This window comes from Acaryochloris marina MBIC11017, from assembly GCF_000018105.1.
GTDB classification, from domain to species: Bacteria; Cyanobacteriota; Cyanobacteriia; order Thermosynechococcales; family Thermosynechococcaceae; genus Acaryochloris; species Acaryochloris marina.
In genome coordinates this window covers 101,908-114,621 of sequence record NC_009928.1, presented here as the reverse complement: position 1 = coordinate 114,621, position 12,714 = coordinate 101,908, and the positions used below count along the sequence as shown (strand labels likewise).

At 40.8% G+C, this 12,714-nt stretch carries 12 protein-coding genes and 3 pseudogenes; 6 read left to right on the top strand and 9 right to left on the bottom strand.

Annotation, left to right across the window (positions count from 1 at the left end):
- Window positions 1-97: 97 nt before the first annotated feature.
- Window positions 98-1,144: a tyrosine-type recombinase/integrase gene (locus AM1_RS32605; protein ID WP_012167405.1), complete on the bottom strand. Its 1,047-nt coding sequence runs from the start codon at window positions 1,142-1,144 to the stop codon at window positions 98-100.
- 160 nt (window positions 1,145-1,304) lie between these two features.
- Here AM1_RS32605 and AM1_RS32600 point away from each other — a divergent pair, with 160 nt between their 5' ends.
- From AM1_RS32600 to AM1_RS32580, 5 genes are all read left to right on the top strand, one after another.
- The gene (locus tag AM1_RS32600; RefSeq protein ID WP_012166253.1) at window positions 1,305-1,520 is read left to right on the top strand and encodes a type II toxin-antitoxin system HicA family toxin; all 216 of its coding nucleotides are present in this window, start codon (window positions 1,305-1,307) and stop codon (window positions 1,518-1,520) included.
- Complete coding sequence (locus AM1_RS32595) at window positions 1,507-1,728, top strand: type II toxin-antitoxin system HicB family antitoxin (protein ID WP_010479416.1); 222 nt, start codon at window positions 1,507-1,509, stop codon at window positions 1,726-1,728. Before AM1_RS32600 ends, AM1_RS32595 begins: the two co-directional genes overlap by 14 nt.
- Window positions 1,729-1,732: 4 nt before the next feature.
- Window positions 1,733-2,212 (top strand): hypothetical protein, encoded by a 480-nt coding sequence (locus AM1_RS32590; RefSeq protein ID WP_012167404.1) that lies wholly within the window; start codon window positions 1,733-1,735, stop codon window positions 2,210-2,212.
- 13 nt (window positions 2,213-2,225) lie between these two features.
- Window positions 2,226-2,891 carry a hypothetical protein gene (locus AM1_RS32585; protein WP_012167403.1) on the top strand — a complete coding sequence of 222 codons (666 nt, stop codon included), beginning with the start codon at window positions 2,226-2,228 and terminating at the stop codon, window positions 2,889-2,891.
- A 232-nt stretch (window positions 2,892-3,123) separates the two neighbouring features.
- Entirely contained in the window at window positions 3,124-3,834 is a 711-nt protein-coding gene (locus tag AM1_RS32580; RefSeq protein ID WP_012167401.1) for a hypothetical protein, read from the top strand.
- 58 nt (window positions 3,835-3,892) lie between these two features.
- Here the strand turns inward: AM1_RS32580 and AM1_RS32575 are convergent, their stop codons facing one another.
- Together AM1_RS32575 and AM1_RS39245 are read right to left on the bottom strand one after the other, a co-directional pair.
- Window positions 3,893-4,336: a hypothetical protein gene (locus AM1_RS32575; protein WP_012167400.1), complete on the bottom strand. Its 444-nt coding sequence runs from the start codon at window positions 4,334-4,336 to the stop codon at window positions 3,893-3,895.
- Between the two features lie 644 nt (window positions 4,337-4,980).
- Window positions 4,981-5,484: pseudogene (locus AM1_RS39245) on the bottom strand (transposase); the annotation flags it as partial.
- A gap of 872 nt (window positions 5,485-6,356) precedes the next feature.
- Between AM1_RS39245 and AM1_RS40345 the strand changes: the two are divergent.
- Window positions 6,357-7,455, top strand: a protein-coding gene (locus AM1_RS40345) for an IS630-like element ISAcma32 family transposase (RefSeq protein WP_148216059.1) whose coding sequence is annotated in 2 segments (ribosomal slippage) — window positions 6,357-6,860 and window positions 6,862-7,455 — 1,098 coding nt in all. Because the reading frame shifts where the segments join, the coding sequence is not laid out codon by codon here.
- A gap of 22 nt (window positions 7,456-7,477) precedes the next feature.
- On the opposite strand, the gene AM1_RS32555 is transcribed toward AM1_RS40345, so the two are convergent.
- From AM1_RS32555 to AM1_RS32530, 6 genes and pseudogenes are all read right to left on the bottom strand, one after another.
- Window positions 7,478-7,921, bottom strand: a complete 444-nt coding sequence (locus AM1_RS32555; RefSeq protein WP_012167394.1) for a hypothetical protein — start codon at window positions 7,919-7,921, stop codon at window positions 7,478-7,480.
- Window positions 7,922-7,935: 14 nt separating this feature from the next.
- A complete protein-coding gene (locus tag AM1_RS32550; RefSeq protein ID WP_012167393.1) occupies window positions 7,936-8,859 on the bottom strand; it encodes a hypothetical protein in 924 nt (307 codons plus the stop codon).
- A gap of 409 nt (window positions 8,860-9,268) precedes the next feature.
- Window positions 9,269-9,862, bottom strand: coding sequence for a chromophore lyase CpcT/CpeT (locus AM1_RS32545; protein WP_012167392.1), 594 nt, complete (start codon window positions 9,860-9,862; stop codon window positions 9,269-9,271).
- 500 nt (window positions 9,863-10,362) lie between these two features.
- Complete coding sequence (locus AM1_RS32540; protein WP_012167391.1) at window positions 10,363-11,187, bottom strand: HEAT repeat domain-containing protein; 825 nt, start codon at window positions 11,185-11,187, stop codon at window positions 10,363-10,365.
- Window positions 11,188-11,433: 246 nt separating this feature from the next.
- Window positions 11,434-11,625, bottom strand: a pseudogene (locus AM1_RS32535) (phycocyanin subunit alpha); the annotation flags it as partial.
- A gap of 22 nt (window positions 11,626-11,647) precedes the next feature.
- A pseudogene (locus AM1_RS32530) lies at window positions 11,648-12,638 on the bottom strand (IS4 family transposase); the annotation flags it as partial.
- Between the last annotated feature and the right edge of the window lie 76 nt (window positions 12,639-12,714).

Genomic DNA, 12,714 nt, shown 5'->3' with positions numbered 1-12,714 from the left:
CGGCAAAATCCTCTAAATCTACTGGCAAATATAGATCCCAGCGCATTTAAGTGGAGATAGTGATTAACTCTTCACGACTGAACTGGTTGCAGCAGCCTTAATCTGACGACTCACTTGATGCCTCATTCCAAGAGATCGTCTCTGCCAACTTCGCAGACGCCTTCTTCTGAAGCTGCTTGCGATTGTCATCATAGAACTTGAGCGTATTGAGATTGGCGTGTCGGGAATAAGCTTGTGCTCCGCGCAAATCTCCACCCGTCATTTCCAAATAAGTCGTTGTGCCACTATGGCGTACCTTATGAGGCCCAAAGTTCTCGCTCACCCCAGCCTTCTTCGCTAGAGCCCGGACAATTCGATATACCGATGTCCCTGACAACCGCGACCCCCAATTCGCCCGATCCAACGAGATAAACAACGGCTCCGTGAGGGCATAAACTTCTCGTAGTTTCAGCCACTCTGAAATCGCTAGTACCCCACTTTCCGTCAAATCAATCCACTCCCTTTCGTTCCTTCCTTTCCCTAAAATCGACAACCGTTTCTGCTCCGAGTCAAAATGACGGACATCACAGCCCACCAGCTCAGACCGTCGCAATCCCGCCTCCCAGAGTAGCGTCATCATGGCGAAATCCCGAGCCCCAGCTAGGGAAAACCGATTGATGAATACCATCATCAGTCGAAATTTAGAGGCTGTAATTCCTCTGGTATCTCGATAAGGTTTCACCGTTAAACCATCAACTTCCGTCAAAGTCCAATCACACATCTCTAAACGACGGGCCATCCGCACCATGGACTTCACTGCGGACAACCGCCGATTGATAGTATTCGCTTGTAACCCTCGCTGCATCATGCATTCTCGATACCGAGCGGCTAATTCTAAAGCCTTCAGTCTGCCAATCCCCACAAAGGATTGACTCAGCCTAGATAATTCCCTCTTCACCTGCGCCTTTATCTCACTTTTTCGCTTCGGTCCCTCAACTCCATAGACCATTTCCCCTTGGGTCACGAATAAAAAGAAGTCCACCAGATCCTTGGTATACCCTTCCCGCGTGGAGGGTTTGGTTTTCTCCACCAAGACTGCTCTAAGCAAATCGACATCAACTGCCGACTCATCGATTTCTAAGCGAACTAACCCTGATGCTTCCATTGCGATCGCCGATCTGAATCCACGTCCATTTTAGTGTACGTCAATGGCAATTTCCGTACACATAACCCAATGAATCATTATTTGGACTTTGACTAAACTTTGACTAATAAGCATGGTAGAGTGAGGTCATCTGCTATATCATCGCTGGAGAGAGAGGTGGATGCCTAAGAAGATTCGTGAGATCAAGGCTATGCTCAAGGAGGCTGGGTTTATCTCCCGACCGGGCAAATACTCTCACAGTAACTGGAAGCATCCTCAATTGCCCCAGGTGATCACGGTTGCCCGCAAAGATGGGGCAGATGCCCCACTCTATTTGGAACGCAAAGTGCAGAAAGCGCTACAGCAATTGGAGGCGTTATCGAATGACTCAGACTAAGTATCGAATGGTGATCGAGTGGTCGGAAGAGGATCAATGCTATGTAGTGTCGTTACCAGAATTTGACCGGGTGATGCAGCCCGTTACTGATGGCCAAACCTATGAAGAGGCTGCTAAACATGGGCAGGAAGCCATAGAATCCTTGATGGAATTCTACGAAGCGGAAGGCTGGACTTTGCCTGCCCCTCAAATGATGCAAATGGTTTAGGACGATGGCCCGTGCGATCGCAGAAAAATGCCGTCGATGTTCCAAGCTACCCGTGGACCAAGCAAAGTTAAAGGAGTGCTGGGTGGGCCAGCGTTGCCATGTGCGACGTTCCTCGTATAAACACCGCGATCGCTATAACCGAAATAAGAAACGGAAATATCAACTACAGACGGGGAAGCTGATTCCTGAAGTTACGGTGGAAGTCCCCGTCAAACCTGCGGCTATTCGACGGATGTATCGAGCGAGAAGGGATGCGCCCCTTCATGCCATGTCAGCGGAGCTGTGGATAGGCCAAAAGCGGGTTGCGATCGTTGAGCCTGTCCATACCCTGGGGTGGACTAACTCTGATGTGACGAAATACTCCAGGAATATACTCAACCGCTTCTCTGAGCATTTAGACGGAAAAGTACTGCATCAGTTTGATACGCAAGTCGAAGTGGATCCAAGTCAATGCCCGATTCGTCCCTGCCCTTTGTTCCCGTAGGAGGTTGTTCACGATGGCATTGCAACTGGAACTCGATCTTTGGCAGCAGTTGAATCAAGCGGAAGCGGTTCCAGTGGAGAGTGACCTCCAGCAGTTGCAGGAGCGATTGGACTTAGTGATAGCCCAGTTGCCATTAGAGGAGAAGTTATCCACGGCGGGGACTGCCCTTTTGCAGATGGCGGAAATCTTGAGTCGGCGAGCGGAGGTCTTCCTCAGGGACTGGCGAGATGCCCACAACGATGACGGTCCCATCCTTGATTGGGATGACGAAATAGGGATGGTTCGGCAATCCATGGTGTTAGACGATGATCTAATTGCTGAACCCGACCCGGTGACTCGGCGAACATTACCCAAAGAGGAGTGTGAGTCGATCGTTGTGCTCAAGGACAAGGCATCGTTGCTGGGAGAGCTGGAGACTGAGTTAAGGGTTGAGCAACCTGATGAAGTCTTGCAAGTCTTGGAAGAAGAGGATGTTTTGGCATGGGTACATGCCATCTCAACGTACTTACAGGGGACATCTGGGATGGTGCCTTTGGTCGAGCTAAAGCAGGAGCTACAGCTGTCAATTGTTCCTATCTGGCTAGGAATGCTACTCGGTGGATTTCAGTTTGAGCAGCGGGGTGGGTTTTACGATCTGAATGTCTGGATTGAAGCAAAAATCTCTAGCAGCAAACCTTGAAGTCAATCATTCTTCATTTTTTGTACTTATTAGAGGTTCGTTAGCCAGTATCAGACTTGGCATTGTTCAACGCCCAATCGTTTAGGAGAATACTTTTAAAATTTACGACATTACATAGAGTTATTATCAAACATCGGCTTAAAAGTTTTATCCTACTTTTAAGAGTGTTTCTTTATTTCAATAGTCAATTTTAGTGTTCAACTCATTAATACTGTAATAACAACGATTGTTAATGGCTAAAACTACTAAAATTATCAATCTAGTATTCCCTAGTTTAATAGTTGGAATCGTAATCGGAATATTTGATTCCTACCTTTTGAAGTATACTAGTCCCAAATTCGCTGTGGCGATTCCAGTCACGGCTGATAGTCCTCGTCAGCCAAAGTTAACTTTGGCTGATTTACCTCCAGGGTTTCGAAAAGTCCCAACCCCAATCAATTCACTTATCCGTGGGGCAATATCTTCAACCATGAAAGATCATTTTGGTGGCAATGGGATTCAGATCACAGATTTAGTCACTTATATGAATTTGAATAAATGGACGCTCATAATTGGGTTTGTTACCCCTCTGAATAATCAAAATGCTATTCAAATATTTGACTTGGGGTTAGAACAGCCTGCTGCGTTAGATAAGTTTGTCGCGGGGATTAAGAAGAGTAACTATTATTTGGGTTCGGTAAATGTTATTGAAAAAAGAGTTGTCCCTTCCTTATCTCAAACAATAGGCCAAGTTTCCACTGGTATGGCAGTGACGGCGAAGGCAAGGAATATGACTTTATTTTCAGAAATGGTTGCTTTTCGAAGAAATAGATTAGGTGCAATGCTAGTTGTTGGACGCCTAAATGAAAGCATACCTGCAATGACTACATCTAAGCTTGCTCAGAAATTTGAGAATAAACTATTAAATTCTCTGTCATATTCGCACCCATCTATCCATAAGTAACGAGAAAACTTAACCATTAAAGCCAAAGCCATTTTTTACAGATTATCGCTCTTTTCCACTATTTGATAAAGTCTGGATCATGGATCCATGGATACCTTTTTTCTAGGTCTTCTGTAAGATTTAGCTTTACTAGTTCTTCTAATAAATCAGTCCCAACCTTATTAGCTATATCGATAATTACTTCATTGGATAAACTAGATGGCTCTGCTATATCTGTATGTCTATAGAGTATTACTGTTTTTTCTTTATTCTTATATGAGACTGTAAGGCCAATATCATATGATGCTGGCCATATAGTTATATTCATGAAAGCCTGGGTTTTAAAACCCTTGAAAATTACGTCAAAGCCCTTATGTTTATACTTTTGTTGACCATATCCAACATCATAAGTAGACCAGCCACCAATTTTTAGAACTGGGATTATTGTATCAAATCCACTAAAAATATCATTATTTTGACTTTTAAGTCTTACATTACCTAGATTATTAGTTTCTGTTCTCATGGTTATTTTTTCCAATAATAGAAATTAGTTTAGAAATATACCGAAATTAGAATAATCAATTCTTATTTCGGTATATTCAAATACAAAATATGGAATCAAAACCTAAATTTTGAATCAGTTTTCGTACACAAGCCTTGAGTAAACAAACTCTAGTTCTAAGGAAATTTCTGTTACAAATGATACTGATGGTTACATTATTTTATTTCTGACAGTTCAGGAATCTGAACCTAATTAGAGTAATGTTACCCATCAACAAAGCAAATATTACATTCCTTCCTGAATTAATCATTCCTGTTGGTTAGCTTCTCAGGAGCTAGCGTTTAGGCAATAGAACGTATCGAAACCTACAGAAATGTTCCATCTATGTTTGATTTTATATTCATATATCCTTTCACTAGATCTAAATTTCACTATAAGAAAATGTATCCAAATTTACCCTTTATTCAACTTTTTGTAGTTTCAAAGTATATGATGGAATCTTAATTACGAAATTTTATTAGTTATATAAAAACTAATTATCAAACCATAATGACAATTTTTCTATGGCCAGTTTAAATTTATGCTTGATTACAAAAAACTGTATTCTTAACTACAAGACAAAAAGGTTGAATACAAGTATCGTTTAAGAGGCTGTTTGAGAAGTTTTAGTACTCCTGCGCCAGCCTTCGAACCATGAGTCGAATCATCGCCACATATGCGAGCGCTTCAGCTGTTCTGGTCAAAAGCTCATAATCTTTATTAAGACGTCGAGACCACAACAACCATCCAAACGTCCGTTCTACAATCCATCGTTTGGGAACAACCTGAAACCCCGCTAGATTATCTGAGCGTTTGATCACTTCCAAGACATATTGAAAACGGTCCATTACCCACTTCATAAAAGCTTGTCCTTGATAGCCAGCATCGGCCCATATCCGAACTAGACGGGACAAACTCGCACCTTGGCGTCGAGCTTTCCAAAACAGTATTTTGGCCCCTCGTTGGTCAGAGATATTGGCAGCAGTGACCATCACCATCAAAACCAGCCCTAAAGTATCAACGAGCACATGACGTTTACGACCTTTGACCATTTTTCCACCATCAAACCCAATCGAGTGACACCGGGGATTGCCCACTTTGACCGATTGAGCATCGCAGATGGCGGAACTAAATTTGTTAATCGATGCATGATCAGTCAAAAAAAATACCCATATATCATGTCTTCACTCGTTTCTGGATAGAGCTCGTAGTCTTTCCCCAAATGACAATAGCGATTCAGCTAACCAAAACATCGTTCAACAACCCAGTGCTTAGGATATATCTGAAAGCCCTGAGTCTCTCGCTTGATCATCTCTTTGCGCACTTGCTCACCACATACCTTCCATACCGCTCACTCAAAGTTTTCTCCAGAGTACCCTTGGTCCACTCAAACAACCTCTAGACGAGACAAACGTTCCCGATGCTCATCTAAAACCACCACAGCTCCTAATCATTTTGAGATATTCGCTTTTGTCAATAGACCGAACCCTTTTTTCTGCTGTTTTCACCGATTGAGAGTCTGCAATCACCACACTGAAGTCCGCTGCTTGACCCACGCCTTCTCAGAGCTGATGCCGTAGGGCAGTGAGAATGGTCTACCTGATACCTTTACGATGCCAATTTTTAAAATACTTATAGACTGTCTCGTAAGAGAGGAAGTCATGGGGAAGCATTTCACACTGTCAACCGCTGCGCTGGACATGGAATATGGCACCGAGGGTTTCTCTGAGACTGACGATTTGAGGTCTTCCGAATCCTTAAGTAGGAAGCAGTAGATGACGAAGTACATCCCACTCCGCATAACTCATATCACTGGGGTAGGTTCTACGCTCACGGTGGGCAATCAAAGGAAGACAGCTCATATATTCAAGACTGTAGTGAGGACTGAATGTTCAGACGCATTGCACACTTCTGCCAATTAGTTAGCTTTATCCATTATTCAGCAATCAGCTCTGATTACTCCCTTCCCGCTGTAAAATGGGGAAAAGAGCAAATAGTCACATTGAATCGAACACAAGCCTTTCTGGACAAGCCTTTTGATGCGGATGAGTGGCAGAAATTCTACTACCGCAATCAACAACACTACATTCGACAGCGCTTGACCGCGATCAAATTGCTGAATGAAGGACACAGTCGTACCCAAGTGAGCGAACAAGTGGGGTGTAGCTATGATACGTTAACGCGTTGGATGGACAAATATCTCGATGGTGGACTCCAGGGCTTGGTCCAATCCATTCGACATCAAAAACCTAGTCGGTTGAGCCCAGAGGAACAACAACAACTCAAAGAGATGGTTCTGACGCAACGTCCGACAGACTATGGTATTGACCGCAATATGTGGACAGGTGCAATTTTAGCCGTTGTGATTGAGCAGCGATTCGAGGTGCAGCTGAAAGATTCGCGTATCTACGAATTGCTATCAGAGTTGAGGTTATCTTACCAACGCGCCCATCGTGACTATGCGAATGCTGACCTGAACGCCCAGAAAGAGTGGGTGGCGGCTGTTAAAAAAACTGCAATCACGACAATCGGATGAGCGCATCTTGTTCTTTGACGAATTTGCGGTGTCTGAGCGTCCTAGTTTGTTCTATGGCTGGGCAGAACGCAACACTCGTCCACAGGTCAAGAGTAATGAGCGGGCTCGCAACAAGCTCAATGGGTTACTGTGCGTCGATGCCCACAGTGGCGAAGAGTATTTCGCTCTGAGCCCACAGGCTAAAACGGAAGATATCTCTGAGTACTTTGCAGGCCTATGTCTGGATAGCGTTGAGCTGGGCTACACTCAACTGTGCCTTATTCTCGATAACAATCCGACCCATAAGGGCAAGATGCGCTCCCAACTCGCTATCCATCTAGAGCAGATGGGGCTCACCCAATCGATTCAAGTTGAGTTTTTATATTTGCCGTCCTACTCTCCCAAGTTGAACTTGGTTGAATATGTGATTCACTTACTACGCTTACGATGTCTGCACCATCTCCCTCTTGGAACGACCCTGACACAGATCAAACAACAGCTCCATGAGTTCTTTGCTGCTAACCAGTTTCTATCGGCTGAACAAGTTCAAAACAGCCTGAATTTTATATTTTCACTTGTTCCATAATCTTATGGCGGGAAGGGAGTAATTACATGTGTGGTAAATACTCACTTATTTCTAAACCAGAATTCCTATAAGCATCTAATGCCTCTAGCCATATCCTACCTTTTAGAACTACAAGATAAAGAGTCAGGTTAGGTAACCAATCTCGATAATGGCATATATTTACATGTCCATTCCTTGGTGACAATGTGTGCATCTTCATATCTGCTCCAAAATCAAGCAAATTTTTACCATTGAAACCTATCAATGGGTCAGGAGAGACCACAACCATATCAGGCCTTGAATTTGGATAATCACTTGGAACGTAAACTCTGATCTGATACTTATTTTTTGAATTAGTTAATAAATCTCCTTCGATACATGTATTACAACTATCTGTTGGGTTAACCCATTCAAATGCTTTAAAGTACTGTGATAATATCTCTCTTTCTTTTAGCAAGCGTTTTTGTTGTACTAGACTCCAACTCATGTTAGTTACCCTAACTATATGCCATTCAAATTAAATATTAGTCTAGATAGTTCTCGCGATAATCTTCTATCCCAATTAATAAACTCAATTTTTTCATCGTTTAAAAATATTTCTGGACATGATAGAGGATAGTCTACTGGCAAATCAACACGCCATTTACTCTGTTGGTCATAAAACACAAAATAAATATCTTCAGAAGGTTTTATAAGCATTTTTAAATTCTGAAATGATTCATCTAAATCATTGTGTACGGCCCTAAGTAAGGCTTGACCCTCGAAAGATCTGTACCATACATGATTGGAGATTTCGATTGGTTTTGTTGATATCATCGTAGGATCACTTAGCTTAGTTTCTAAGATATTGCCTCTCCAACTCTCTGAATGAAATGGATCATGGAGGAAACTCTTCTTCCATTTATATTTTTGGATTAAATTCATTCGAATAGGACTATCTTCTGGAAGAACTACCCATGCTCCAGTTTTATAATAAGAATTAGATTTTTCAAATAAAAAGGCTCCTAGACTGGTGTTAAAACTATCAATATCCTCAACTGGCTCTAAATTAGCTATACATAGTAAAAATTTATCAAAATTGTGCTTATGAAGAGCACTATTTACTGTATTTATATCGCCATTACTTGGCTTTGCAAGATCTATTTGATGATGGGAATGCCATTCTCCAATATGTTGCAATCCATATTCGTTAATAAGAATTTCAGCTGATTGAACTAAAAATTCTTTGTCTTGATAAAAGCTAAATTCATTATGTTTACTATTTACTCCCGGACCTAAAACAAATTGTATTATCGGAGAACCAGTATGAGTCCAGAAACCAAATAAGTCACCTCCTGTTTCTAAATTAGGATGTGCCATGACCCATCCAGAAATTCGATCTAAATCTTTCTTATATATAAGAGCTTTAAACCTTTCTTGACTCATAATTTTTATATATTTATATATCGTTTTTAACTTCCGGTAAGATTATAGTAAATATTTAAAATTCTAAAAAGGTTAAATTGATATAAAATATCTTGGTAGTAGCTGAAAAAAAAGCTCCACATATACTTATCAGAATCTCCAAGTAATATAACTGGTGCCATTAGATTGTGGCAAGAGTTTAACTATTACTTAAAATTTCGGATTTCCAGATTGAATAATATAGCTAAACTTGAATTCAAAATATTATTGTATTGAATAATATCGATGCTTTTTTGAAGCATTAAAAATCACAAATATCCAATAGAAGGAAAACTCTAGATAAACCATTTTTCAAATTTTTTTATATACATAAGTATTTACTAATGAGTACTTAAATTCCAAAAAAAACTCACTTTAAGTTAAAAATAGTTCAAGTAGCGATCAATTCATTTTCAAAACTCTTGATGCGAGAAAAATGAAAAGGGCCTGCAATTGATCCCCAAATAAGCTCATCGGTTTCCGGATCTCTCCCCCGATCAATACTAATAAATTTATTTTGATCAACTTCAAAGGAATTATCTAAATAAGTTGTTTTCCCATTCCGTACAACTTTACAGGATTTCCCTGGGACTACTGTTCCAACAAAGCTATGACCAGTCCACTCTACGTTCATGTCACAACCTTCTTTCTTAATTAAATGCTCAGTAGAGATTTTATTCAATATCAAAGGGTCTCTAGTTCCACCAAGAAAAAGCTCTTTTTTATGAAGTTCATAATTTTCAATTAAGATAGAATCCTTATGTTCAAGTATATGTATTACCCTCGTACGATAAGGTTTTTTTAACATAAAGGCATATGCTTGTTCAAGATATAAACAATACCCAGTCAATAGCTTTCTGGGCAAAGGTCTTATACTAACTTGTATATGAGCATACAGTGGTGGATTTTCTATGGCTTGAGCTTGATTACTGAATTCTGCAGCGAGCCATTTTGCTAATGTATATGAATCAGTAGAGTGGGTCATTTTCAAAGTTTATTTTGTATGTGATTAAAAATTGATTATATAGATCAATGCAAATCTTGATTAATTATTTTATGGTGATTCAATTTAAGTTCAAAAAACCAAATATATCCTAAGCCGAATTTACATTACACTTATTCAATAATAAATCCTATTGTTGCATATCTCTTATGAAATATATTAATTCTTGATGATTATTTATACTAAGTACACGTGTCAAAAACTATAGACTTAACTTTATATATTTCTGGACTTTACTTTAAATTATATTTATAGAAAAACCATAGTTGGATGTAGTCACTTATTTTCATGATCATATTGAAAACATATTCTTAATACTAATTTTCTATATGTATGAGCTGGATTTAGCTGCTAGAATCCAGCAATAATCCCTACAGAATATTGAGTATTCATCCTTTTAATGAAATTGGTATCACCAGCAGAATAAATATTATCTTTGAATTGTGCTCTCAATCAATATAACCAAGATAGAGTATTCTCTATTACATTAGATTGTCAATTAACTCCATTAAAATAACGGATTTTTCAGACAAAGTAGGATTATTTTCATTCTGGATTTCATGTTTTAATAACCCTTTCATAGAAATTAACTTAAGACTATTTTCCGCATAGGTATTAAAGATTGCCTTTGCAGCTGGAAAATATCCTATTGCGCCTAAATCTAGTAGTACTGATCTTCGAAGTTGTAAATCTTGATGAGATAAACCTTCAATTAGTCTGTCAGCATACTGCTTTGCATCTATTTCAGAGGATGTCAATTGATACATTGCACGAGCTGCAGAGAATTGGATGCGTAACAACTCATGATTTAAGAAAGAACTGATTAATGGTAATTCTGATGATGCTCCAAGCTCACCTAGCGTCTCAAGAATTGAATCGTAAGGTTGATTAAGATTAGGTAGTTCTGGGGCTGGGTTTGTGCCTGATATTTTGTCCTGAAGCAGCTGTACAAGGCTTGTGATACACGATTGATCTCCCAGCATACCCAATGATTGAACTGCAGCCTCACGAACATGAAAATCTGTACAGGTTAGTGCTTCCATAAGAGGTACAACAGCTTTTTTGTCACCCAATTTCCCTAAAGCTCGAGCTGCATTACGTCGAAGTGGATATCCACCTGCATCTGTTCTATCATCTTCATCTTCTAAGGCACCTATCAAAGCATTGATACTATCAGAAGTTTTAACTCGGAATCGTCCTAACCACCAAGCCGCATAAACTCTTAATCCCAAGTCGCTCCCTTTAAGATTTTTTATCATCTGGGTTGGTGTAAGTTGTCCTTCTGGTTGATTTTCGCGATTTGTCATTGGTTACCTGAATTTAAAAAAGATCAATCTTGCGTCTATAGGAACTTATAGATTCATTTATGTGACATGCTGCTAGTACTTTTGCAGGTTAATATAATTCATCTTGACGAATAAATTTCACAACAATTTTTTTATTATGGATGAAATCTACAAAAACCCAGAAGAGTTAATATTTACCACCGATGAGGTGCCTATTCCCCTTCTGGGTTTTCAATTGCTAGAGGAGGATGGCAGCAATTTTAATCGTTAGACCACGATGGGCCAGCTAAGTGCATTGATGGCATAGTCAATATACGAGTTGGCTTCAACAGCCCCATCACCACTTAAGCCATGGTTTGCTTTGATATATTTCAGCGCTTCAACATACCAACTGGGTGACAAGTCAAAGGTGCGGTTGATCTCTGCCAGTCCGCTCACTAAATAGTCATTCATGGGACCAATGTCACTGACTTAACCTTAATCAAGTAGCCAGCTTGGCTTTGAGTACAGAGCGCGGTTGTCTCATTCTGGGGAAAGGCTTAGGCCTTCGTTTAACAACCCTGGGTTCGAGCCGATGGGGTCGAACAGGCAGAAGGTCAGTCGCAATATTCTCAAGCAGATGAGCATACAACCGTTGACAGGTATTTTGTGTGGCCGTTGCTAATAATCCCAGCATCTGATTCAAGTGTTGTCGAGCCCCTTGTAGAGAGAGTCGAGAGCGGTCATATTTTGCCAAAGGGGCAGCATGTTCCATGAGGCTTCTGAGTAAGTTGTAACCTAGCAAATGGGACCAAATGTCCTTGCGCACCATTTCAGGTGTCTTTGCTGTGAGCATCTCCATTTTTAAGGTGGTTTTGAGGTGTCTCAAATTGACCTCAACCGCCTGCCATCTCCATCTGTACAAACGAGTCAATTGTTTAGCACTATAGCGCTGAGCATCCAGTAAAGTCGTGACGACGATGATGAACTGGTCTCGAAAGCCTCGACGCGATAGGCGAAGCGATACCTCCCTGACCGTCAACGTTTTGGAAATCGTCGCAAACTCCTCCTTACTCATGTGGGCTGGACACCGGGTTGGTTTTCGCCATGTGACTTGGTGGTCTCCTATCCCATTTTTATGTCCTTTGCGGAAGTCTGTGTGGCGGGCATGATGTTTACGCAAAACCCCATCCGCCCCTTGTTGTTGAATCAGGGCTAGATCAACATAGCTGCCATAGGCTTGATCTGCTATTGCCACATCATCAACCTCAAGATCCTCATAAAGCAGCCGACTGATGACGATTTCACTCATGTTCCACGGAGCAATACAGGCCGAAACTACCGTGCCTGTGATTAAGCAAAAAAAACACCACTAACCGGGCAATCGGGAATCCACATCCAGCGGCCTGATTGCCATGTTGAGGATACTCCGCTTGATTATCAGCGCTATCGGCCATCAGCACGGTCGTTCCGTCATAGACTTTCACTGGCCGAAGCTATCCGTTACACGTCGTGAAATGAATATTGCAAGAGGTCTAATAGAAGAAAGGATTCGTTCTAGTTTAGAGT